Below are 24,305 nucleotides of genomic sequence, written 5' to 3'. Positions count from 1 at the left end.
CAGGTTTAAACATACCCCAATTTATACCAGCATCCGCATTGGATCTTCGAGCAGTTGCTTGAAGGTTTGCAGGAACGCGGCTCCCGTGGCCCCATCTACGACGCGGTGATCGCAGGAGAGCGTAACCTTCATTACGTTCGTGGGTTTAGCAACCTCGCCTTCAAACTTCACGGTTTGCTTAATGGCCCCCACCGCCAGAATGCAGGCATCGGGCGGGTTAATGATGGCGGTAAACTCGTCAATACCGAACATACCGAGGTTCGAGATCGAGAACGTGCTGCCTTCCCAGTCTTTCGGCTGCAGTTTCTTGTCTTTGGCTTTACCCGCCATTTCTTTTACTTCACCCGCAATGGTCGAGAGCGTTTTCTGGTCGGCATTACGTACCACGGGCACCAGCAGACCTTCATCAACGGCGACGGCGACGCCAATGTTTACGTACTTGTACTTGCGGATCTTGTCACCGAGCCAGGACGAATTGACGTTCGGGTGTTGTTTCAGCGCTACGGCTGCGGCTTTGATCACGAAGTCGTTGAACGAAATCTTGACCGAGCTGACCCCGTTGACCGTACCCCGCAGTTCCATTGCCTTGTCCATGTTGATTTCCATGGTCAGGTAGAAGTGTGGCGCGGTGAACAGGCTTTCGCTCAACCGGCGCGCAATCGTTTTGCGCATCTGGCTGACCGGTACATCTTCGTACTCGCCCCCAACGGATGTTGACTGGGCAACCGGTTCGGGTTGTGGCGCAGCCGGAGCGGGTTGCCCAGCAGATGCCGAAGCCGGTTGAGCCGTTGCGGGCTTCGGCTGCGGTACAAACGATTCAACGTCGCTTTTCACAATCCGGCCTTCGGGACCACTGCCCTTTACCTGAGCCAGACTGATTCCTTTTTCTTCCGCAATGCGCTTGGCCAGCGGAGAGGCTTTTACGCGCCCGTTGGTTTCGGTTACGTCGCCCGCGCTACCCCCGTACGACAAGTCTGTGTCGGCGTTGGCCGGCAGATTGGCCTGTGGGTTCTGCTGAGCCGTTGCGCTGCCGCCTTCGCCGGTAGCGGCTGGCTGAGCCGCCGGAGCACCCGCGCTGCCACCACCATCGAGCAGGACTTTGAAGTTGGCGCCTTTCTCGCCTACTACGGCAATGATGTCGTCAACAGCAACCGACGAACCTTCTTTTACACCAACGTAAAGCAGCGTACCTTCTTCATAGGCTTCCAGATCCATGGTTGCCTTGTCGGTTTCGACTTCCGCCAGGATGTCGCCCGACTTTACGGTATCACCTTCTTTCTTATGCCAGGCGACAATAGTCCCTTCGGTCATGGTGTCGCTCATCTTCGGCATCCGGATCACCGAGGCATTCACGTTTTCGGCGGGAGCCGCCGATATAGCTTCTTTATCGGGCAGATTCGTTGCCACTTCATCTGTCTTGGTAGTACCACTCGGTGCGGGCACAGCACCATTTGCCGATGGCGCCGGTGCAGCTGCCTCCTGACTACCGCCACTCGAGCCGTTGAGCAGGGCTTTATAATCTTCACCATCGGCACCAATAACGGCCAGAACGCCATCTACTGGCACAGAAGCCCCTTTTTCGACGCCGATGTAAAGCAGCGTACCTTCTTCGTAGGCTTCCAGATCCATGGTTGCCTTATCGGTTTCGACTTCCGCCAGGACGTCGCCGGATTTAACTTTATCGCCCACTTTTTTGTGCCACTCCGCAATGACGCCTTCGGTCATGGTGTCGCTCATTTTGGGCATTCGGATTAGTTCAGCCATATTCAGCTATATAATGTCGGGTTAGACAACGAGACAGGGTCGAGCGCCAAATTTAGCGGAAAGCGGGTAACGTTGTATCGCTGCACCGGGGTTTTCTCTATCAACAACCAGCGGGGCCTTTCGGTTACGGTTGGCATCCCGCCACGCCTTCAGGCGGTTGGTCAGTTATTCAACCCACAACACGAGCCCTTTCAGGTACCCTCCTTCGGGGTGAAACAAACTCACGGGGTGATCGGCGGGCTGGCTAAGGTGGTGCAGTACCCGCACCTGCCGTCCGGCTTCGATGGCAGCCGCCACAATAGTATTGTAGAACAACTCGCGGTCAACCACCTGCGAGCACGAAAACGTAAACAGAATCCCTCCTTTGGCGACCCGACGCATTCCCTCGGCGTTCAGGCGTTTGTAGCCCTGCACAGCCCGGTGCCGCGCCGACAGGCTCTTGGCAAAGGCCGGCGGATCAAGCACGACCACGTCGTATTGATGATCGTGGGCTTTGAGGTAGTGCATGACATCCTCGGCATAGGCTTCGTGTTCACCAATACGCTGGCGGTTTTCAGCCTCACCAAAATTAGCCGCTACATTCTGATTTGTCAGGTCGATTGCCTTCTGCGATACGTCCACCGAATGAACCAGACTGGCACCGGCCTGGAGGGCATATACCGAAAACCCGCCCGAATAACAGAAGGCATTCAGCACCTTTTTGCCCTGCGCGTACCGGGCCAGCAAAGCACGGTTGTCGCGCTGGTCGAGGAAGAAGCCGGTTTTCTGCCCCGTGATCCAGTCCACCAGAAACGTATTGCCATTTTCCTGAACCGGATGCGGCACGGGTGTGCGGCCATACAGGTAACTGTTTGTGACCCCGGCCCCGTATTCGTCGGGCAGCGTATCGGCACTTTTGTCGTAAACCGCCTTGAGTTCGTCGCTAAAGACGGCTTTCAGCGCGTCGGTGATGAGTTGCCGCTCGCGGTGCATACCAATGGAATGGGCCTGGAGCACCGCTACCCCGTTATACATATCCACAATCAGGCCTGTGCAGCCATCACCTTCGCCGTGCACGAGCCGGTAACAGTTGGTTGATTCGGCGTCGACAATTGCCTGCCGGATACTGCGGATATGGGTTAATTTCTGCGTCCAGTAAGCCAGATCGGGCGTAACGGGTCCGCCTGCGGTCGCGCCGAACGAAAATATCCGCACCGCAATGCTGCCGTCGTGATAATGACCGGTGGCCAGGTATTTCTTTTTATTGTCATACACCTCCACCACATCGCCATCCTCCAGGTTGCCCTCATAGCGTCCGATAGCCCGCGAAAATACCCAGGGGTGAAAGCGCCGGACGGCCTCATCGCGCCCGGCTTGCAGAAATAGCTTGGAAAATGTCATTCGTCTTTGGAAAAGACTGCAAAGATACGTCAGGTTTTGCTTGCCATTCGGGCGTCAGCAGAATCTCTTGCTCCAATGGCTTGTCTGGCAGGGACCCTATAATCCGCTTTGCGCAGTGCCGCATAAAAAAAGCTGTTCGTTTTGCGTAAAACTGACCCATCTTTGCGTTTTAAACTCGCAACCATTTTCAATCATGCAGCGACGCAGTTTTCTCAAGCAATCCGGCATGCTGGCAGCCGGTGCCTTTGCCCTTTCCCAGCCCGACCTTCTGGCCGGTGCCCCAACCAAGACGATCAATCCGTTTGGCGTTCAGCTATACAGCGTTCGCGATCTGCTACCCAAAGACCCTAAGGGTATCATGACGCAACTGGCTAAAATGGGCTATAAACAATTCGAAAGTTATGGCGGACCACAGGGCTTCCTGTGGGGCATGCAGCCGAAGGAAATCAAATCCTTCCTCAACGATCTGGGCGTAAAGATGGTGAGTACGCACTTCGATTTCCGGGGTCAGACCAGCAAACCCGACGGGCTGAAAAAGAGCATCGAGATGGCGAAGGGAGCCGGTTTGACTTACCTGCTCTGCCCATACATCGGCCCGCAGAAATCGTTCGACGACTGGAAAAAAATCGCCGATCAGTTCAATGCCGCTGGCGAAGAAGCCCGTAAGGCTGGCTTGAAATTTGGTTACCACAACCATGATTACTCATTCAAGCCACTCGATGGCAAACTACCCCAGGAATACCTGCTGGCCAACACCGACCCCAAGAACGTGATGTTCGAGCTGGATTTGTGCTGGATTGACGTAGCGGGTGTCGATACCATTGATCACCTGAAAAAATACGGCAACCGTTACGAGCTGTGCCATATCAAAGATTACACGAAAGAGAATGGCAAACCCGTGCAGAATGATCTGGGCAAGGGTGCCGTTGACTTCAAGAAGACGCTGCGGGCGGCTATGAACAGCAACATCAAGTATTTCCTGGTTGAGCAGGAAGAGTATCCGCAGGCGGTCATGACCAGCATGCAGAACGATGCCGAGTACATGAAAAAATTGTCGGTGTAAACCTTCTTTAGTTGTTAAAACGTTTGTGGCCCGCCGATATCGGCGGGCCACAAACGTTTTAATTGATGCTAACCTCCACTTACATCAGCGCAATACCATCCTCCCGGATCAGAATTTTACGCTCTTTATAAAGCGTCCCGACCGCTTTCTTGAAGGTTTTCTTGCTCATTTCCAGCGTCTGATAAATGGCCTGCGGATCACTGTGATCGGTCAAGGCCAGAAAGCCTTTGTTGGCTTTAAGCGCATCCAAGATGCGTTGGGCGTTTGGCTCTACGTTCTGAAAACCGGGTCGTTGCAGACTAACGTCCACCCGATCGTCGTCGCGGATGCGTTTGATATAGCCCGGCATGCGGTCACCGATCTGCACCGTCCGGAAGATTTCGTTATGGTAGAGCAGCCCCCGGTAACGGTCGTTGATAATAACGTTGACGCCGAGGTCCGTCATCTCATAAGCCAGCAGATCGACTTCATCGCCCTCGAACAGGCCCGATACGTCGGGGTCGAGAAACCGGCTCACTTTACTTGACGCGACCAGTCGGCCGGTGTCTTCATCAAGGTAGAGAAACACAACATACCACTGCCCTACCTCCATGGGTCGGCTCTGCTCCCGGTACGGCACGAGCAAATCTTTTTCCAGCCCCCAGTTTAGAAATGCTCCTACGTTCGTAACCGACACCACCGGCAGGGGTGCAAACTCGTCGCGCTGGATGTGGGGCGTCAGCGTGGTGGCAATGGGCCGGTCTTCGGAATCGGTATAGATGAATACGTCAATATCGTCGCCAACCGCCAGCCCGGTCGGTACGTATTTATTGGGCAGCAACAGGTCGTTACCGTCGTCATCGCCCAGGAAAAACCCGACGCTGGTCTCGCGCAGGGCCGTAAGCCTGTTCATTCGGCCAAGTTCAATCATAAAACGTCTGCTGGATTCGTGGCAGCAAAAATAAGGATAAAAGCCTGGTTCGGCTCAGGCCGTGTAGCAAAAGGCTTTCTTTCAACCTGCTCGCGAACAGGCTGAATACGTTGATAACCGCATAAAGGCCCCGAAGTTCACCCGATTGCAGTGAGTGACTGAACATGCCTAAAACTCCATAGTACAGAGAAAGCATTGCTGACCTCAACCCGATACGGGCACAAGGAACCTCCCAAAAAATTTTGATGCCGGATTAAGAAAGCTTCTCCATATTGCTATTTCCTGCACAACCTGAAACTATGAATCCCATACGTTACTACGCTTTCGACAGTTTGAGAGCCACCATGATGCTGCTGGGACTAGTGCTGCATGCCAGTGGCCCTTACATACATAATCCTTACGTACCCGACGATCCGCAGACGGCCTTGCTCTGGTTTGACTGACAATATGCGTTCATTCATATTTTCCGGATGCCTGTGTTCTTTGTCCTCACCGGTTTTTTCTCGGCTTTATTGCTTCAAAGACGCGGAATAACCAGTTTTATTCGCAACCGCTGCCAGCGAGTTCTGTATCCGTTCATTGTCTTTTTCTGCCTTATGAACGTCATCCGGGTGACTACCTTGTTTCTCGTTACCCCTCATGAACTCGACCAGATTCCCGGACCAACCCTGTTCGGGATTCCGCTGCTGGCGCTGGGTCTGACCGCCCATTTATGGTTTCTATATCTGCTTCTCTATTTCTATAGCGGCACATGGCTACTGACGCGTCTGATTGGAAGCAGCCAGTTTCCCCACCCAACAATCAGTAAAGTTCTCGTATCACCCTTGGCTCTTGCAGGCTGGGTTGGTTTACTTGCTCTTGTGTTATACGGTATGCCCGTTGCGACCTTTTTTGCGGATGGAGACCTGCTGCTGAACTGGCGAATAATGCTGGGATACGGCCTTTTTTACAGTTTCGGCTGGTTACTCTACCAGGCCCAGGCTATCCGGCAACTGTGGCAACGGTGGGCCTGGCCTTTCCTGTTTGCAGGTGTTCTTATCTTTATTGGCTACCAGTCCCTACTGCCACCCATTACCGATGGACCTAACGTAGCGCCTTCCCGACAAGCGCAGTTGTCAGTTCTATCAGCGGCTTCCAGCTGGCTACTGGGGATTAGCTTTATCGGTTTGTTCGACCGCTACGTAAACCAGACTCACCCGACCTGGCAATATTTCGCGGATGCCTCGTATTGGGTGTATCTCATCCATGTTCCTATATGCGTCTGGATTCAAACCCTTTTGATTCCGGTTGAAGCGCCTGCGCTGGTAAAATTTGGGGTAGTTCTTCTGGTAACCGCGTTTGTTTCCTTGTTAAGCTACGATCTATTAGTTCGCGGCACAGCCATCGGCCGGTGGCTGAATGGTCGCTCTGAACTACCACTCTGGCGACAATGGTTTTCTGCACCTGTTCGTGTTCGATAAGCAACGCTATCCTGAAAGCGTACCAACTTATATGCTTAGCAAAATCAATCTGAAAACAAAAAACCCCGGCAGAGGTATCTACAGGGGTTTTGCTTGATTGATATACTGTAAACAGAGGTCAGGCTCCAAAAATTGCACAGTTGAAAAACTGATGGGTAATTTTTCAATATATTTTCAAAAAATAAATCCGTTAACTTTTTGCCGGAAACTGTTAATACTAGTGCCTTATGCCGTTTTTAGTGCTTGACCTTGAGATGACCGGCCCGGAGCCGGATTATAACGAAATTGTCCAGATAGGTGCTGTTCTCTTTGATGATGAATGGGTGGAGAAAGGCCAGTACCTCACCAACGTTTACCCCGAGAACGAAGATGCGTTTTCGTCGGCCTCCGAGAAAATTCATAACCTCTCTCTGTCCGATCTGGAAGATGCGCCGATGATGTATGACGTGCTGCCCGAACTGGAGGAGTGGATTTGTAAACAGTTGGGCATTCGCGTTCCGCCGGGACAACTGGACCGGACGCCTTATCTGCGCAACGTAATTCTCTGCGGTCAAAGCGTGATCAACGACATTAACTTTCTGAAAGAAGCTTACCGCTACGAGAAACTGAAATGGCCATTCTCACGCGTGCTGCTTGATCTGCACACGCTCAGCTATTTTCTGTTTCGGATACTGCGCGCCAATGGGCGCAACGTGCCCGACCGGCTTAGCCTGACGGCCATCGCCAGTTACTTTGGCTTTGCGCGCGAAGACGGGTTCCATAACGCCCTCGAAGATTCGGTCCTGACGGCCAGGTGCCTGAAAGAAGTCTTCAAGCTAAGCGAAAGCATGAAGTTGCCGGTCCAGTAGTTGTCTCGCTCAAGACGACTGGTAAGCTCTTTGCGTAGTCTGCTTCGGCCGACGATTCTGCCATGTTCGCCAGCCTGCCAGCCCAATAACGATCGCCAGGCCCAGTCCGGCCAGCCAGGGCCAGCGGTTGGGTTGGTGGAGCGGTTCGGCGTTACCGACCAGAATCAGGCCCGCCCAGAAATTAGGCAGTTGGTCGGCACCCTCGGCCGTTTTGAGCCAATCCTGCTTGGCGCGCTGCAGGGCAATATCTTTAGGTTCACCCTCGTACAGATACTTGTAAAACAGCTCGGTCAAGCGATACGTCGCTTCGTTTTGTACGCTCCAGAGCGTTGTCATAACGCTTGGTACGCCAAGAGCCGCAAAGCCGCGACCCAGGCTGAATACACCTTCGCCCCGCTGGTTAGCGCCAATGCCGGTTTTACAGGCCGCCAGCACAACCAACTGGGCGTTGGGCAAGCCATTGTCGCCAAGTTCCGAAAGCCGCAGCGTTGAATCGGCGAAATATAGTAAGGGTTCGCGCTCCGTACTGTCGGCAATGGCGTGGGTAAACAGATGCACAACCCGATACCCCGCTACATCGGTTTGGAAAGCCCGGCGCGTGGCGTTTTCGTGGGTCAGCAGCCTGGCCTGCCTGAAACGACCTGCAATCGTCTCCAGAAAGTTATCGGAATTTATCAGAGCAAGTTGGTTCATAGCCGGGGAAAACTGTACCGGCGCTACGCCCAGAAAATCGCCCACTGGTGAAAGCGATGGACTGTGGGTTCGGTTTTTCAGCAACAAACCGGCGGAGTACGCATAGCTGAACGCATAATCCTTAACGGCATAATCAGGCTGCTGAGCGGATCGGCTTAAAGCTTCGAACGGCAGAAAAAAGCCATCGGGCGAAACAATTACCCGACCAGCAGGCAGTTTCAATGGGGCCAGCAATTGCTGGTATAACCCATGGCTCAATGTCAAAAATTTTCCGAACTGCCGGTTCATATTATCCGGACTGCTCAATAACGGCATAAACGCATACGCAATCCGGTTATAGGGATCAACGGGTTTTCGATGCAGCGTTGCCCGATCAGCCGTTACGTTCAGGATATATAACGCGCTGTCGCCTACGAAATAAGTCACCAGCGAGCCCCCCTGCTTCTTCAGGTATTTTCTGACATCCGAAAGGGCAGTTGTGGTACTATCGTATTTGTAGCGGTAATAGTCCGGATTCGACGCTTCCAGCGTTTTGCGGAAGGTATCCAGCCGATCCTGTTCAAGCAAGAGTTCTGCGTGTGCTTTCGAATAGGCCGCACTGTCGGGCGATATACTCGCGAGACGGGCCTGCCGGTCGGCCACCCGCTGGTTCAGCGCCTGCTCCTGGGCGAGTTGTTTGGGGGCTAAGAGTTGTCGTGCTCCGAGTTCATTGAGTTTGTCGGCCAGCATGACGGCCCGACTTTTCTCTAAAAACCGGAAGGCCTGCTCCGCGTTACCGAGCCGGTAACAGGTTTCAATGGCCCGTTCATACATGGCCCGCGTCTTATCCCGCCAGTAGAGTTTTGATTGCTGGCCGGTATGTTCCCAGCGCATGAAGTCAATCATCTGATCGGCAACCATATACGTCTCCAGCGCGTGGGTTAAATAGTTCGGTTTGTTTTTGTTGGCTATCGCATAATCAAGCCACGTATCGGCCTTGTCCTGAATAAGCGTTAGCAGATAGTCTTTCTGGTCAGCTAGTCGGATGGTTTGTGCGCCGGGCAGACTTTCCACCGCTGGATTCTGAAAGTTAATCGGTATCGTGGTCAGCCCCTGCTGATAGTATCGCAGGGCTTTCGGAAACTCTTTCTTTTTCCAGCAAACATTCCCTAAAGAATTCAACGCGCGGGCTTTAGCGTAAAGATTACGACTTGAATCTACGCCGTATTGAAAATACAGGGATGCCTGTTCATACCGCTTAAGCTGGTAATAAGTTAACCCGAGCGATACGGCGTAATCCGGAGTACTGTGATCCTTGATTTTTTCTGCAATCTCAAATGCCCGTTGGCGATACTGCAGAGCCTTATCGAGTTTACCCTGACTCTCGGCAATGAATCCCAGTTGTTTATAGCCATAAGCAAGAATAGCCGAATAATTTCTTTGGCGGGCAAGTGCAACTGCCTGTTCAGCCGCCCGCTGAGCCTCATCATATTTCTTCAATACGTTCAGCGCCTTAGCTTTATCCTGCAATAGCTTGGCAACCAAAGCTGTGTCACCGATATTTCTGGCTAACTCCTGTCCGCGCTCAGCATTCTGAACACTTTGCTGGTAATCACCAGCTGAGTAATAGACGTAGGCCAAATACAGATACGCATTACTAGCCCATTTGACGCCCGACGGTATATTTTGCCCCAACCGGACAGCCTGCTTCAACACCCTAGCCGCTTGGTAGAGCTGACTGTATTCGCTTAGCAACATACCCAATCGGTAGAATGCCTTGGCCGGCTGGTCAGGGGTTATATCCGACCGATGCGCCTGACTCAGTTGAACAGCCTGTTGCGTAACGTGTATGGCCTGCGGCAACGACTCCGCATATAGGTACGCTAATCCTAACTGTAACAGCCCGTTGATGTAGGTCGAATCGGGTGGGTAGCCGCATTTACGCCATTGCTGTTGCCAGGAGTTCAGAGACTTAATCTGCGCTTCAACGGCTGGCAAATTCGATACACGTTGTAAGAAAGCTGACAACTGTTTAGCCGACGGGCGCTGAGCCAGACCATTAGTCGATAGCCCGGCTACAAGCGCCGAGGCTATGCTTATAGAACAAAATAAGAAGCGGCTCATAGGAGTGGGAGGAAACAAACTAAATGAACTCAACCTTCTCAGATACTGGCTAATAGCTCCGTCAGTCGGCAATTAGGCAATCCAATCTTTTTCAGAGGATGCGTCCTATGCTTCTGCTCCGTAACCGTCCAGATAATACCCGCCAGATACGTACCCCTCACGGAGTCGCCGGTCTGTACCGCTCATGGCCGAAAGCAGTTCCTGGCGCACTTCAGCCATGGTGTATTTCGACACGGTACCCGCAGGCAATAGATCAGGGCGTTCGTGGAGTTGCCGGACCACAAAGCCCGACACGAATGCGCTGGCAAACGAACTGCCCCGCAATGGGGCCCCATTCCAGAACGGACTGGCAAAATGGCCGTAGGTACTGACCACTCCCACATTAACGAATCGACAGGAATAGTTCTCAACCGCTACGTATCCATTTTTCTGCGGCTTAGCCAATCCATTTTGCGACGAAAACAGGCCGGTGTGCTGCAAAAGGTCAGAAAGTAATTTGCCTGCAATTGAATGTCCCAAGTGTAGCTTACTTTGACCAGACGAATAAACCTGCATGACTGACGTAACCGTAATAACGTTTGGGAAGTCGATGCTGTAGCAGGCCGGGTAAACGGGTATATTATCCAGATTGGGGTCAGCCGTTTGTTTTTCGTTACCAGCAGCTGCAACAACAAATACGCCCGCCCGCATCAATTGCTCAATCTTATCTCTGAACAGCGGCTCATCCCGGCCAAATATCCAGCTCATATTGACTACCCGAATGTCGTCAACATCCCGGCGGTGCAGTACGTAATTCAAGGCGTTCAATACGTCAAATAAGGTGGAAAAACCCAGGTTATCGAACGCTTTAACAGGAAGAATTGGCGCATTGTCACCATTCTGCTGGATAATCGCGGCAATGGTTGTTCCATGTCGGGCATCGAGTAGTTGGTTACGATTATTACGGTCAATCAGCCGGTAATCATCATAAGGGCTATTTCGCACCTGACTGGCATTAGGCGGTGTTGAGCGCGCCTGACCAAGTTGTGCTAACCGCGTGCTCAGGCTTGTCAGAAATTCCTGTTGGCCATATGATCGAATCGCGCAATAGCCCAGGTGATTATCATACATGGCGTTACAGTCTTTGATTGGCTGATCTTGGTAGGCCAGCCGGAAACGTCGCTCCTGGTTATTAGCGTCGCGGTATACGTAAGGATTTGGCAGCGTGGGCTCTCCCAGGTTGTTCAGATTGAATTTTATCCCCGTATCCAGCACAGCTACAGTAGGAATGGTGCAGGGCCCGCTGTATTGCCGGTAATTGTCTAAATCATCCGAACTCACAAGTTTAAAATCGCTTTCGGCTGTATTGAGCGGCTCTGAAGCAGCAATCGGCGGCCGTGGTGGTGGCGGGTTGGTATCCCTATCACCAGAAAGTAAAAAATTATCTGTCTGTGAAATTGGCGTAATGCGTCGACTACCGCCATTATCCCAAAGCTCCAGATCCGGAAAGGGCTCTGTTGTTGTTTCGTCCCACTCCAGCAAAACAGTGAACCTGGCCGGTGCCTCTTTGGCCTCTAATTCCGGACAGTCACTTCTAATAATCCGTACTTTTTTATCACCCGAAACTGACCCTAACTTGACCCGCTTACCCGTGCGATCCGGTGTCGTTTCTACTTCCAGCTTTCCACTTTCTAATAAATTCAGATCATCAGCGGTTACGATGACAATTTTCTGTTTCCGTATAGCATACTGCCGAATCCTGTTCTTTGGATCGGGATATTCGGCAACCTGACCGGATAGAAATTTAAATCGTGGATCTGATTCGGGCATTGGCGGGCAGTGCGTACTGGAATGTCTGTTCTTCGGGCTCGCTGTTTTTGCAGCATCCTCAGGTCGATCGGGGTTGACCGGGGTGTGTTCGGCACTCATAGTTATCTCGGGTTAGGGTGTGTTACCAAGTTGTCGAAGCATCCGCTCAGCCTCCTTCTTTCCGTCTAAGTTCTTTGCAATCACTTCGTTAAGCAATTCTTTCGCTTTCGTTTTATCTATCGGTCGTCCGCGTTTGATGCGGGCAATGGCCTCGTAAAACGTACCCGGATTGGCAAACAAGCCTTTCTGTTGACTCAGGCGGTGAAACAGGTCAATGGCTTGGTCGTAATCGGCCCGGCGGAGGGCAACAATACCGGCGTATTTTAATGCACTGTCGTTATTAGGCTGACGCCTGAGTATGGCCTGAAACACCTCCCCCGCCTGCGGCACCCAGCCCTGATTGAACAGTTCAATGCCCCGTTGCAGACTATCGGCCTCATCACCACCCATTGTGACGGGCAGGTTCATAAAATTCTGCGCCATATACTGGTCGGCCAGTTGGCTGCCAGCGGGCGTTGCATCGGCCATTGGGGGGCCGGTATTCGGTTCCGGTAGCAGGAAGTACCAGCCTAAACCCAACAGGAGCACGATGCTGGCGGCCCAGGCCAGCCATCGATACGGACTTTGGGTTATCAAGGGGCGCACGACAGGGTCGGCGGCCGTTTGCTTTTCATCCGTTGCCGATCGGCGCAGGGCGTCTAGTTCGGCCTTACGTATTGCCCAAGCTTCCTGTTGGTCGGCCTGTGCCTTATGTACTGTCCAGGCTTCCTGTCGGGCGGCCTGTTTCGCGGTTACGTAGAACGCCAGTGCTTCGGCCACGGTCGGGTCGGTACGAAGGGCGTCCTCGAAGCGCATTCGCTCCTCGACTGAGAGCTGGCCGGAGAGGTAGTTTTCAATGGTTTCCAGAGTATTCATAGCGCATTTCGAAAACGTTCACGAAGTTTCTCCAAACAACGCAGGCGACTGGTTTTGGCCACGGCGGCCGAGTTATACCCCATAGTCTGCGCAATCTCGTCGTCTGAATACCCTTCGCCCCACGCTAAAATCATGGCGTGACACTTTTCGCCAAGCTCACGCAGGTGGCGGTGCAGGTTATCCACATCACTCTGTGCGATAAGATCCTGCACGGCTGAACGGGCCACATCGGGTAACTGCAATAGCGCATCATCGAGCGAAAGGGTATCATGGACACTACTTCGGTTAGTCGTCTTTTTTCGAATTGCGTCAACACATTTGTTCGTAAAAATTTGATACAGATACGTTTTCAGGCCCGAACGGCCTTCAAACCGCCCATTGCTGATATGCTCAAAGACCGTCAGTATAGCGTCGGAATACGCACTGGCACAGTCGTCTTCATCCAGCCGGTGTTTATGGGTTCCGTCGGCGATGAGGTAATCGTATTTTTCGTAGAGCTTATTCTCGTACAGCCTCCGCTGGGTGCCGCCGGCTCGTATCCCCGCCATCAGTTCGGCATCGGAGAGCTTTCGATTGAAGAATGCCATAGGCGCATAGACATAGAGTGGATAACTGCACGGACAGGCCAGCAACCTGGCTGACAGAACTTTAACGCATCAGCCAATTGCTCATCCGGTAACTGGTTCTTCTCACAAAGCTACACGTAAATACCAGCGCCACACGGACGTAATTCCCCGCTTTATCGTACGTATAAATACGCTGATGAACAGCGGCTTGCGCAAATGTACGATTACGTCTGTTTGCTTCAATAGCGTCCCCACCGACTAACTGGCCATAACCGTCCTATCCACACCTCAACCATCCTTACCGATGGCGCGGGTGCTGACGTTATTCCTAAACCTTAATCAAATCGGCGAAGGGGTTATGCCGTTACAGACGTAACCCGCGCTGGACATCCGCCCGGCTAAGTTTTCGAACCTGGCCGGGCGTCATGTTTTCGGCCGTCAGGCCTTCAATGGCCCAGCGAACCAGACGTAACGTAGGGAAGCCGACGGCAGCCGTCATTCGGCGCACCTGACGGTTCTTGCCTTCATGAAGTGAAATCGATAGCCAGGACGTGGGGATATTGGCCCGGTAACGGATGGGCGGCAGGCGTTCAGGCAGGGCTGGCTCACTAAGGAGGCTGGCCTGAGCAGGCAGTGTGTGGTACGGTTTGCCATCTACCGAGATCGTCACCCCGGCACTGAGTTGCTGGCAGGCTTCGTTGGTTAAAGCCCCTTCGACCTGGACGTAATATGTCCGATTATGCCGGAACTTTGGGTTGAGCAGGCGGTGGTTCAGCTGCTTATCGCTGGTGAGCAGCAGTAATCCCTCGCTGTCGGCATCCAGCCGCCCAACGGGATAGACGTCACCGGGAAAATCATAGTCCAGATCAGCCAGCGTTGATTTGTCGCCCTCGCGCGAAAACTGCGAGAGCATCAGGTAAGGCTTGTAGATGAGAAAATACATACCAGCGAAAGAATGAATGAGCGAATGAGTGAACAATAGCAACCGGCCAGCTAGTCACTCGTTCACTCGTTCGCTCAAATTGAGCCATACCGGACAGTGATCGGCATGGACGGCGTCGGGCAGCATCCGGCAGTCGACGATCCGGTCGCGGAGGTTGTCGGTTACCGATGCGTAATCAATGCGCCAGCCTTTATTACCGTTTCGGGCACCGGCCCGGTAGCTCCACCAGCTATACGCTATGTCGTCGGGATATTTATAACGGAACGAATCGGTCATGCCGCTGCCGAACCAGCGGTCCATCCAGGCCCGTTCGTCGGGCAGGAAACCGGTGGTGTTTTTGTTCCGCACAGGGTCGTGAATATCAATGGCGGTATGAGCGATATTATAATCGCCCACAACGATCAGGTTGGGCCGGGTTTGCCGTAACGCCTGCACATAGTCGAAGAAATCACGCAGGAACTCCATCTTAACGCCCTGCCGGACTTCGCCCGTTGTACCGGACGGGAAATAGCAGTTCAAGAGGGTCAGATCGCCGAAATCGGTGCGCAGAATACGTCCCTCGCAATCGTATACGGCCAGTCCGCAACCCAGAACCACGTTGGTAGGGGCGATTCGGGAGAAGGTCGCCACGCCGGAGTAACCTTTCTTTTCGGCGGCATGCCAGTGATATTGATAGCCTAAAGCTTCAAAGGGGGCTAGGTCCACTACGTCGGTTGTGGCTTTAACCTCCTGGAAGCAAAGAACGTCGAAATTATGCTGAGCGAGCCAGTCCAGCAATCCGTTACGTATAGCCGCCCGGATGCCGTTGATATTATAGGAAATGAGTTGCATACGTTTTATAGCGCAAAGTTCGCAAATAAAAACGGAGAGGGTGCAAAGATTCTAAGCTCTCTGCACCCTCTCCAGTAGTCGGATTCTGACAACTCGTTTCTTTACAAAGGCCCCGTTACCAGTTCGCCTTCCGAAGGAACGGATTTCTTTTTGTCCGTAAATAACAGCACAAAAACGATCAGCACCACGGCTGCAATGCCCGCCGGCACCAGCCAGACCGATAGCCAGTCTTTGGTGCCGTCGGGACGCGTGTACATATCCAGCACCACCCCCGACAGCTTGGAGCCGATTCCCATCCCAATACCGTAAGTCGCCAGCGAGATCAGGCCCTGCGCCGACGATTTAATTCGTTCACCTGCTTTGTTGTCCGTGTAAATCTGGCCCGTTACGAAAAAGAAGTCGTAGCAGACGCCATGCAGAATGATAGCCAGATAAAGCATCCATTCGCCCGATCCGCCGTCGCCGTAACCGAAGCATATAAAGCGAACAATCCAGGCAATCAACCCCACGATCAGCATTTTCTTTACGCCCAGCCGCGTGTAGGCCAGCGGAATCAGCAGCATGAAAATAACTTCCGATGCCTGTCCCAGCGACATTTTGTTCTCTACGTTCTGCATGCCGCCGTCCGTCAGCGATGGATTAGCCATAGCGTAATAAAACGACAGCGGAATACAGATCAGCACCGATGACATAAAGAAAATGGCAAATGAGCGGTCCTTGAACAGCTTGAACGCATCTAGACCCATAATCTGCGCGAACGACGTTGAGGTCGTTGCCTTCGGGGGCGTGTCAGGCAGGAAGAACGCAAACACGCCAAGCCCCAGCGCCGAATACATGGATAGCTGGAAAATAGTCACCTTGTCCCCAAAGCCGTAGTACCCAACGATGTTGGTAACGACAATCCAGGCCACCGTACCCAGTACGCGAATACCCGGAAACTCTTTCTCGGGCGTAGTCATCTGCTGCATCGCAATTGAGCTGGTCAGCGCCAGCGTTGGTGCGAAGGTCAGGCAGTAAGCCAGAATCAGGTAAAAAAAGTTATCCGGGTCGGTGTTCTGGGTGATGAAGTACAGGACAACCGCCCCCAGCAGGTTCAGAACGCCCAGAACTTTCTGAGCGGCAAAGTACCGGTCGGCAATCATGCCCACGAAAAAAGGCGCTATCAGCATGGCCAGCGAAAAGGCCGCGTAGGCATTACCTACCTGATCGCCGGTGGCATTGAGCTGGGTTAGAAGGTACTTACTCATCTGGCCATACCAGGCTCCCCACACAAAAAACTGGAGGAACATCATGACCGAAAGTTTGACACGAGTCGTTGTCAGCATCGGAGGGAATATAGTAGTTAAGCTTTCAATGGTTGAAGGTAGAAAACGCCCGTCAGCCCTGCAAGCCGTCTGCCTACGAAAGTTACCGCTGAAGCAGGATCATCTGTAACTTTCGTTATACATGACAATACTTGCGTAGCCTTTCCCAGGCTGATTCAGTATCTTTGGTATTGTTCCGATTAACATTTCCATGAAAAAACAACTCTTTGCCTTGGTTGTCATTCTGGCCATCCCGGCACTTTCGTTGGCACAGACGGCCGACGAAATTATTGATAAACATATTGCAACCCTGGGTGGGACTGACAAGATCAACGCCATCAAAACCGCCGAATACGAGCAGAAGATGTCGATCCAGGGCATGGACCTGACGGCCAAAACAAGCATCATTGTCGGAAAAGCGTCGCGCAGCGATATTTCCGTGATGGGCCAGCAGATTACCAGCGTCGTCGACGGCGATAAAGGCTGGGCTATCAATCCGATGCAGGGCGGTAGCGAACCGCAGGAGATGACGCCGGACATGGTGAAGATGCAGAAGAACAACACTGAACCGACTGGTCTGCAACTGGCTTACGCCAAGCTTCATAAAGACCCGTACGAACTGACGGGCAAAGAGAAACAGGCCGGCAAGGATGTCTATGCCCTTAAGGTTACCAAACCCGATGGCGTCTATACGTATTACATCGATGCGAACAACTACCAGCTCGTTGCCTCCAAAGCGAGCGTAACCGTGCAGGGTGTGCAAACGGAGGGCTCCGCCGTGTACCGCGACTACAAACAGGTTGATGGACTGATGCTGCCGTATACCATTGATGTTAGCGGGGCGGGTATGCCCGGAACCGTTACGTCCACCGTAACGAAGTTAACCCTAAACGGTACTGTCGACCCGGCTATTTTCGCAATGCCGAAGCAATAAGCATACGTTCAAAACCGAAGCGGGGGCGTCACCAGTGGTGACGCCCCCGCTTCATTTTTGAGGGGTCTAAAATGCTCCGATCACACGGCCTTCACTGCCGGTTTAGCGTGCTCGGGCTTGAGAACCACAACATCGCGTACAGTTCCGCCTGAGTTGATCTTATCCACCATTTTGTCCAGCAACGGCGTAGCCCAGCCCGGAATGTATTTGTCGGTGGTTTCGATAAACACTTTTGGAAAGTCGTAGAGCGCCCGGCCAAGGCCAAACTGTACGGCCGCGCGTTTCATGGCGTCGCTGATACCGCCTTTTACCGGCTCGATACCAGTGCGACTGGCTCCGTCAGTTTTCCGGACGATTTCGCCACCGGGCAGAACCGCCGTAATAGTGCACAAAAAACCGCCTTCAATCTCCTTGATCTCGTTCTGCCAACCCGCCCAGCCGAACTGATCGTCGAAGCGCTGCATTACGCAACGGTTGGTAATATATGGGACGACGATGATCTTCTGACCATCTTTGGTCTGGCTCTGTACACGCCATTCGATTTCCTGCGCCGTCAATGGGGCGGTCAATACGTTTAAGTCCATGGGTTGTGTTTTTGTATTTGCTGTTTAAAGTTTACTCCGCCAGTTTAAGCAACTCGTTCAACTTAAGCAACGCTTCAATTGGCGTCAGGCGGTTTACGTCGATGGCCCGTAGTTTTTCTTTGATGGCTTCCGATTTCGGATCGCCCGCTTCGATGATACGGAGGGCCAGTTCCCGCTCGGCAGGAACCGCTTCGCGAATTCGTTCCTTGTTGGCTTCGCGACCGTGCGAGGCTTCCAGCTGTTTCAGAATCTGACCCGCCCGGCTCACGACCTGCGCGGGCATACCGGCCATCTGCGCTACGTGAATTCCGAAGCTGTGTTCCGACCCACCTTCTTTCAGCTTACGTAAGAAGATGACTTTATTGCCCATCTCCTTCACGGCTACGTTATAGTTCCGGATGCGCGGATTGTCGGCCGCCAGATCATTCAGCTCATGGTAGTGCGTAGCAAACAGCGTTTTGGGCCGGCAGTCGGTTAAGTTGTGCAGGTATTCGGTAATGGCCCACGCAATCGAAACGCCATCGTACGTACTCGTGCCCCGCCCTATTTCGTCCATCAGGACCAGACTGCGTTCGCTCAGGTTGTTCAGAATGCTGGCCGTTTCGGTCATTTCGACCATGAACGTACTTTCACCACGCGACAGGTTGTCGCTGGCCCCCACACGTGTAAAAATCTTGTCGACCAGCCCGATCTCTGCCGACGAAGCCGGCACAAAACTGCCCGACTGCGCCATGAGTACAATCAGGGCCGTTTGCCGCAGCAAAGCCGATTTACCCGCCATGTTCGGGCCAGTGATGATAATGATCTGCTGGGTCTGGTCATCCAGATAAATATCATTCGGGATATACGACTCGCCGGGTGGCAGTTGCTGTTCAATAACCGCGTGCCGCCCGTCCTTGATGTCCAGCACCTTACTTTCGTTAATATGGGGCCGGACGTAATTATTCTTGACGGCCACCCGAGCAAACGACGACAGTACGTCCAGCACCGACAGCACCCGGGCGTTCTGCTGAATCGCTCCGACGTACTCCCCGGCCGCTACAATCATGTCGTTGAACATCCGGGCTTCAATCTGGAAAATCTGCTCCTCGGCGTTCAGAATCTTGTCTTCGTATTCCTTCAGTTCGGGCGTAATATAACGCTCGGCGTTGACGAGTGTCTGCTTCCGGATCCAGTCCTCGGGCACTCTGTTTTTATGCGCGTGAGTAACTTCCAGATAGTAACCGAAGACTTTATTATACGCCACTTTAAGCGAGCTGATGCCCGTCCGCTGCACCTCGCGCTCCTGAAGCTGAATCAGGTAATCCTTACCCGAATAGGCAATAGATGTCAGTTCATCGAGTTCAGCATTGATGCCGGGCTTGATCATGCCGCCCTGATTCGAAAGCGTCGGCGGGTCTTCGCGCAGTTCAGCCTCGATCCGGTCGAGCAAGAACGACACCGGATTGAGTTGATCGGCGTATTTCTTCAGGCTGGGCGATTCATTCTGACTGAGGGCCGTAATCAGCAGTTCCTTAATGGGCAAGACGTGCTGCAGCGACCGCTTGAGTTGCAGCAGTTCACGCGGGTTAATCCGCCGAACCGCCACTTTCGATACCAGACGTTCGAGGTCGCCGATCTGCCGCAGGTGGTTGACCATCGCATCGGCCAGTTCGGGGTCACTCGTCAGCAGTTCGACCATGTTGAGCCGCTCGTCGATCAGCGCTTTCTCTTTGAGGGGCAGACTGAGCCATTTACGTAACAGCCGGGCACCCATCGGCGTAACGGTCTGATCGAGAATCTGAATCAGCGGAACGCCCCCCTCCTGCTGCGCGGCCGTTAGTTCGAGGTTCCGAATCGTGAAGCGATCCAGCCAGACGTACCGGTCCTCTTCGAGACGCGTAACGCGGGTAATGTGCTGAAGATCTTTATGCTCGGTTTCGTTAAGGTAGTGCAGAATGACCCCGGCGGCAATAATACCGTTAGGCAGACCTTCGATACCGAACCCTTTGAGCGAAGTCGTCTGAAAATGCTGCTTGAGGAAGTTATAGCCAAAGTCGTACGTAAACGCCCAGTCTTCGAGCGTGTAGGTATGGAATTTGTCGCCGAACAACGCGCCGAACTCCTGCCGGTTTCGTTTGCAGTACAGGACCTCCGATGGGTTGAAGCTCTGGAGCAGTTTGTCGACGTAAGCCGCGTTACCCTGCGAAGCCAGAAACTCACCCGTTGAAATATCGATAAACGAAACGCCGAACTCGTCCTCAGGATGGCCAGCACTACCCTTGCCGAAATGCACAGCCGCGAGGTAGTTGTTCCGGCGGGTGTCGAGTACGTTATCGTTGAACGACACGCCGGGTGTCACCAGCTCAGTAACGCCCCGCCGAACAATACCCTTCGCCAACGAGGGGTCTTCGAGCTGATCGCAGATGGCTACCCGCTCGCCCGCCCGAACCAGTTTAGGCAGGTGCGTATCCAGCGAGTGATGCGGAAACCCGGCCAGTTCTTCATTCGAGCCGCCGTTGTTACGCTTGGTCAGGGTGATACCCAGAATCTTGCTGGCCCTGACGGCATCCTCACCAAACGTTTCGTAGAAATCACCCACCCGAAACAGCAGCAACGCACCGGGATACTTGGCCTTTATCTGGTTGTATTGGCGGTTCAGGGGCGTTTCGTTTTTCTTGCTCTGGGGTTTCGCTGCGGTGGCTGTCTTCACTATTCTAAATGGATTATACTAAACAAAAATAGCGAAAAAACAGCAGATTCCCTCATTCTATGGCATTCGAACCACTCCGACTCTATACGTCCATAGCCTTAAGAAGATTCGTTACCGCCCGCCCGTAGGCTTCATTTCGTGATTGCCTGCACCCAGTTGTTATCATCGCAATTGGAACAGGCGAAACCAGGACGGCGGGTGGTCTGTTCGGGGTTGCCGCAGTTATTGCATACGAAGACATCAGCTACATGCTTCTGCTCCTGGGCAAAGTCGCGATCCCAGAGCGGAATGACTGACAGCCCCGGTTTTGGGGTTACTTCCTTGATCAGCGTAAAGCTTCCGTTGGCTTCGATGTACAGCCGCTTGATTTCGCCCAGGTGAAACAAACCCAGTGTGCGCGCTTCGGCCAGCAACCCTTCACGAGGTATGCGCGCGCCCCGCATATGCTTTAACTGCATTACCCCGTTGTTTACCAGATCGCTGATCTCATCCTGGGTGATGGCTTCGAACCGCTGATTTCGGAAGGCAATCCAGGCAATTATCCGCTCAGCGGAAACAATCACGAATGCAATGACAACCGCCGGCAGCAAGCCCCGGTCGGGCGCCAGACTGGCATCCCGATAGCAGCTGCCAGCGATACCTGCGCAGCCAGTTCATTTCGGTTCATCTGAGCCGCCATCCGCTTGCCCATCAGCCGCATCGATACGCTCAGCAGAAGATATACAAAGGCAATCCGGATAACAATTTCAATGAAATACGTGCCGGGCACTTCGCCAATCAGTATACGTACCCAGTCGTTCAGGTGAATTTCTTCTGGTTTCATAACTAATCAATCCTTATAAAACGGCGGTAGTCCAGGCGATCTGATTGCAAACGGAGCAGGGTTGTTGTTCCTGAACAATTTTTGTGGTGTTTCCGCAGCTTGTACAGGCCAGTGTATCCGGCGCAACCTGCTCGATCTGCCGAATTTCCTCATCATTGGGCGGTAGGGTTGATAAACCCGGCTTATCGGTTTCGTCCAGGTAAATACTGAATATGCCGGAGGCTTCCATGTACAGCCGTTTTACTTTACTAACTTTATAGATATTCTTTCCACGCAGGCGGGCAAACAACTCCTGCCGGGAAATTCGGGAAGCCGTCAGCGCTACCAGCTGCAAAATTCCGTCCTTGATCAGCATGTTCGTTTCGCCCTGCGTGAGCTGTTCGATTTTATTATTGTCGAACGCCAGCAACGTAGTACCCCGCTGAAACAACAGGGTACAAAGCATTGCCAGAATGCCCATGGCAATGCCCCGGTCGGGCGCCTGGAACGAAGGCGAAATGACGGCGCCAATCGTTACCATAACCGCCATTTCGGTTAAGGTCAGTTGTCCGGTCATGCGCTTGCCCAGCAGCCGCAGAACAACCAGCAGAAAAAAATAGATAATCAATGACCTGATCAGGGTCTCGAAAAGAAATTCCGGTGGAGCCATGCCGAACAGGATACGCTCCCAGTCGTCTAATCGTATCTCTTCCTTTTTCATGATTCAAGTTGCTTCGTAAAGGCAACTTTTTGAGTTAGTCAATTGATTGACAATCCTATCAAAAAACCAGTCTACGCGCGCAGAAGTGGGTTGTAGCCAGGACCAGACAATCAAAATGGCCGGATTCGACAAGAAATATTGTTCGCTGGTGAGTTTGTCTCCTATGCACATACGCTTTCCTTTTCTCTGCTAATAACGTCGCGCATCACCCCATGCAAAAGTTGATTCTTATTTTATGTGCTGGCTTACTGCTGCAATGCCAGCAGCATAGTGCTACGGAAAAACCCCTGCCGGCCGACTTCAAAACCGAATTATGGTATAAACACAGCCTGATTTACAACCTCGATGTGGAGGTGTTTAAAGACTCTGACGGCGATGGTATTGGCGACTTCCAGGGCCTTGTCCAGCAACTCGATTACCTGAAAAACCTGGGCGTCGATGTAATCTGGCTGTCGCCTTTTCAGCCCACGCCGAACCGCGACGATGGCTATGATGTAGCCGATTTTTACGGCATCGATACCCGGCTCGGTACACGCGCCGACTTTGATGAGTTTATGCGTCAGGCCAGACAGCGAGGCATCCGCGTTATTATGGATATGGTCGTCAACCACACGTCTGATCAGCATCATTGGTTTCAGCAGGCGCGTCGCAGCAAGAACTCACCTTACCACTCGTGGTACGTCTGGTCTGACAAACAGCCCGACAACTGGGACGTAGGTATGGTCTTTCCGGGCGTTCAGAAAGAAATCTGGAGCTACGACAAACAGGCCGGTGCTTACTTCTACCACCGCTTTTACAACTTCCAGCCCGACCTGAACGCGCAGAATCCGGCTGTGCAGCGGGAAATCCGGAAAATTCTCAAGCACTGGCTCGATGCGGGCGTGTCGGGTTTTCGGCTGGACGCCGTTCCGTTTATGATCGAGATAGCCGACCCCGAAAAGAAAGACTATAAGCCGCAATTTGAGATCATTGATATGCTGCATAAGTATATCCAGTGGCAACGGGGCGATGCGATTGTGCTGGGCGAAGCCAACGTAGCGCCGGAGGACCAGAAGGATTATTTCGGCGAGGATGACAAGGGGATGCAGATGATGTTCAACTTCTATGCCAATCAGTATCTCTTTTATGCTTTAGCAACGGGTCAGTTACAGCCATTTATCGACGCCATGAAAGCTACTAAGGATATTCCGTCGGCGGCCCAATGGGCTATTTTTCTCCGTAACCACGACGAAATTGATCTCGGACGACTCAGCGATAAACAGCGTGAGGAAGTCTACGCTAGATTTGGCCCGCAGAAGAACATGCAGCTCTACGACCGGGGCATCCGTCGTCGGCTGGCACCCATGCTGGGCGACCCGCGACAGATTCGATTTGCGTATAGCCTGCTGTTTTCGCTGCCCGGTACGCCCGTCATCCGATACGGCGAAGAAATAGGGATGGGCGACGATCTGCGACTGAAAGAGAGCGAATCGGTACGGACGCCCATGCAGTGGACAAACGCGCCCAATGCCGGCTTTACAACCGGCAGCAAGCCCGTAAAGCCCGTAATCAGCCAGGGCGAATACGGCTACCCAAACGTGAACGTAGCCACCGAAAGTCAGGATTCGACCTCGTTGCTGAACTTTATCTCGGACCTGATCCACCTGCGCAAACAGTGCCCCGAGATTGGGCTGGGCACATCGACGATTCTGGACACGGGCAACCCGAACGTGCTGGCTATCCGCTACGACTGGCAGGGACAGTCGCTGGCGATGGTGCATAATTTCAGTACCCAAACCCAGCAGTTGCAACTGCCCCTGGCCGGGAAGTCCGACAAACGGCTGGTGAATCTGCTGGAGAAAACCGAAGTCCGAGCGGGCCCCGGCGGGGCTTATCCGCTGTCGTTACCGGGTTACGGCTACCAGTGGTATCGCATGAAGCTATAGATCGGTGAATGGGCAATTG

The 24,305-nt window shown here is 53.0% G+C and carries 21 protein-coding genes; 6 read left to right on the top strand and 15 right to left on the bottom strand.

The genetic code is table 11. The features are described 5' to 3' along the window. Positions 1 to 21 precede the first annotated feature (21 nt). A complete protein-coding gene (locus HNV11_RS09275; protein WP_171739396.1) occupies positions 22 to 1,764 on the bottom strand; it encodes a pyruvate dehydrogenase complex dihydrolipoamide acetyltransferase in 1,743 nt (580 codons plus the stop codon). A gap of 165 nt (positions 1,765 to 1,929) precedes the next feature. Beyond that, positions 1,930 to 3,144 carry a class I SAM-dependent rRNA methyltransferase gene (locus HNV11_RS09270; RefSeq protein WP_171739395.1) on the bottom strand — a complete coding sequence of 405 codons (1,215 nt, stop codon included), beginning with the start codon at positions 3,142 to 3,144 and terminating at the stop codon, positions 1,930 to 1,932. 193 nt (positions 3,145 to 3,337) lie between these two features. Between HNV11_RS09270 and HNV11_RS09265 the strand changes: the two genes are divergently transcribed. Then, positions 3,338 to 4,207: a sugar phosphate isomerase/epimerase family protein gene (locus tag HNV11_RS09265; protein WP_171739394.1), complete on the top strand. Its 870-nt coding sequence runs from the start codon at positions 3,338 to 3,340 to the stop codon at positions 4,205 to 4,207. Between the two features lie 79 nt (positions 4,208 to 4,286). Here the strand turns inward: HNV11_RS09265 and HNV11_RS09260 are convergent, their stop codons facing one another. Then, complete coding sequence (locus HNV11_RS09260; RefSeq protein WP_171739393.1) at positions 4,287 to 5,117, bottom strand: CvfB family protein; 831 nt, start codon at positions 5,115 to 5,117, stop codon at positions 4,287 to 4,289. A 299-nt stretch (positions 5,118 to 5,416) separates the two neighbouring features. On the opposite strand from HNV11_RS09260, the gene HNV11_RS09255 reads away from it, so the two are divergent. The 3 genes from HNV11_RS09255 (at position 5,417) to HNV11_RS09245 (ending at position 7,425) form a co-directional block, all read left to right on the top strand. Further along, positions 5,417 to 5,560, top strand: a complete 144-nt coding sequence (locus HNV11_RS09255; protein WP_171739392.1) for a hypothetical protein — start codon at positions 5,417 to 5,419, stop codon at positions 5,558 to 5,560. Between the two features lie 12 nt (positions 5,561 to 5,572). Then, positions 5,573 to 6,577: an acyltransferase family protein gene (locus HNV11_RS09250; protein ID WP_317168115.1), complete on the top strand. Its 1,005-nt coding sequence runs from the start codon at positions 5,573 to 5,575 to the stop codon at positions 6,575 to 6,577. 227 nt (positions 6,578 to 6,804) lie between these two features. Next, positions 6,805 to 7,425, top strand: coding sequence for a 3'-5' exonuclease (locus HNV11_RS09245; protein ID WP_171739390.1), 621 nt, complete (start codon positions 6,805 to 6,807; stop codon positions 7,423 to 7,425). Between the two features lie 9 nt (positions 7,426 to 7,434). Here the strand turns inward: HNV11_RS09245 and HNV11_RS09240 are convergent, their stop codons facing one another. The 7 genes from HNV11_RS09240 to HNV11_RS09210 all read right to left on the bottom strand — a co-directional run bounded on the left by HNV11_RS09240 (position 7,435) and on the right by HNV11_RS09210 (position 16,649). Continuing rightward, positions 7,435 to 10,221, bottom strand: coding sequence for a CHAT domain-containing protein (locus tag HNV11_RS09240; protein ID WP_171739389.1), 2,787 nt, complete (start codon positions 10,219 to 10,221; stop codon positions 7,435 to 7,437). 105 nt (positions 10,222 to 10,326) lie between these two features. Then, positions 10,327 to 12,030 carry a S8 family peptidase gene (locus tag HNV11_RS09235; protein ID WP_171739388.1) on the bottom strand — a complete coding sequence of 568 codons (1,704 nt, stop codon included), beginning with the start codon at positions 12,028 to 12,030 and terminating at the stop codon, positions 10,327 to 10,329. A gap of 111 nt (positions 12,031 to 12,141) precedes the next feature. Continuing rightward, the gene (locus HNV11_RS09230) at positions 12,142 to 12,984 is read right to left on the bottom strand and encodes a hypothetical protein (protein ID WP_171739387.1); all 843 of its coding nucleotides are present in this window, start codon (positions 12,982 to 12,984) and stop codon (positions 12,142 to 12,144) included. Next, positions 12,981 to 13,571: an RNA polymerase sigma factor gene (locus HNV11_RS09225; protein WP_171739386.1), complete on the bottom strand. Its 591-nt coding sequence runs from the start codon at positions 13,569 to 13,571 to the stop codon at positions 12,981 to 12,983. Before HNV11_RS09225 ends, HNV11_RS09230 begins: the two co-directional genes overlap by 4 nt. A 343-nt stretch (positions 13,572 to 13,914) precedes the next feature. Next, a complete protein-coding gene (locus tag HNV11_RS09220) occupies positions 13,915 to 14,493 on the bottom strand; it encodes a pseudouridine synthase (protein WP_171739385.1) in 579 nt (192 codons plus the stop codon). A gap of 54 nt (positions 14,494 to 14,547) precedes the next feature. Then, complete coding sequence (locus HNV11_RS09215; protein ID WP_171739384.1) at positions 14,548 to 15,324, bottom strand: exodeoxyribonuclease III; 777 nt, start codon at positions 15,322 to 15,324, stop codon at positions 14,548 to 14,550. A gap of 101 nt (positions 15,325 to 15,425) precedes the next feature. Next, positions 15,426 to 16,649 carry a nucleoside permease gene (locus HNV11_RS09210; RefSeq protein ID WP_171739383.1) on the bottom strand — a complete coding sequence of 408 codons (1,224 nt, stop codon included), beginning with the start codon at positions 16,647 to 16,649 and terminating at the stop codon, positions 15,426 to 15,428. Between the two features lie 190 nt (positions 16,650 to 16,839). On the opposite strand from HNV11_RS09210, the gene HNV11_RS09205 reads away from it, so the two are divergent. Further along, on the top strand, positions 16,840 to 17,562 hold the full coding sequence (locus HNV11_RS09205) for a DUF4292 domain-containing protein (RefSeq protein ID WP_171739382.1): 723 nt from the start codon (positions 16,840 to 16,842) through the stop codon (positions 17,560 to 17,562). Positions 17,563 to 17,642: 80 nt separating this feature from the next. Here HNV11_RS09205 and HNV11_RS09200 read toward each other — a convergent pair whose 3' ends face one another. From HNV11_RS09200 to HNV11_RS09180, 5 genes are all read right to left on the bottom strand, one after another. After that, complete coding sequence (locus HNV11_RS09200; RefSeq protein WP_171739381.1) at positions 17,643 to 18,146, bottom strand: Rad52/Rad22 family DNA repair protein; 504 nt, start codon at positions 18,144 to 18,146, stop codon at positions 17,643 to 17,645. A 31-nt stretch (positions 18,147 to 18,177) separates the two neighbouring features. After that, positions 18,178 to 20,838 carry a DNA mismatch repair protein MutS gene (gene mutS / locus HNV11_RS09195; RefSeq protein ID WP_171739380.1) on the bottom strand — a complete coding sequence of 887 codons (2,661 nt, stop codon included), beginning with the start codon at positions 20,836 to 20,838 and terminating at the stop codon, positions 18,178 to 18,180. A 131-nt stretch (positions 20,839 to 20,969) separates the two neighbouring features. Then, positions 20,970 to 21,401 carry a YetF domain-containing protein gene (locus tag HNV11_RS09190; protein ID WP_171739379.1) on the bottom strand — a complete coding sequence of 144 codons (432 nt, stop codon included), beginning with the start codon at positions 21,399 to 21,401 and terminating at the stop codon, positions 20,970 to 20,972. Next, positions 21,398 to 21,661, bottom strand: coding sequence for a DUF421 domain-containing protein (locus tag HNV11_RS09185; RefSeq protein ID WP_171739378.1), 264 nt, complete (start codon positions 21,659 to 21,661; stop codon positions 21,398 to 21,400). The genes HNV11_RS09190 and HNV11_RS09185 overlap by 4 nt, the downstream gene beginning before the upstream one ends. 13 nt (positions 21,662 to 21,674) lie before the next feature. Next, entirely contained in the window at positions 21,675 to 22,361 is a 687-nt protein-coding gene (locus HNV11_RS09180) for a DUF421 domain-containing protein (protein WP_171739377.1), read from the bottom strand. Positions 22,362 to 22,573: 212 nt separating this feature from the next. Here HNV11_RS09180 and HNV11_RS09175 point away from each other — a divergent pair, with 212 nt between their 5' ends. Then, on the top strand, positions 22,574 to 24,286 hold the full coding sequence (locus HNV11_RS09175; protein ID WP_171739376.1) for an alpha-amylase family protein: 1,713 nt from the start codon (positions 22,574 to 22,576) through the stop codon (positions 24,284 to 24,286). Positions 24,287 to 24,305: the final 19 nt, after the last annotated feature.

This window comes from Spirosoma taeanense, assembly GCF_013127955.1.
Lineage (GTDB): Bacteria > Bacteroidota > Bacteroidia > Cytophagales > Spirosomataceae > Spirosoma > Spirosoma taeanense.
The sequence above is the reverse complement of the archived record's forward strand: the minus strand, read 5'-3'. Positions and strand labels throughout refer to the sequence as shown.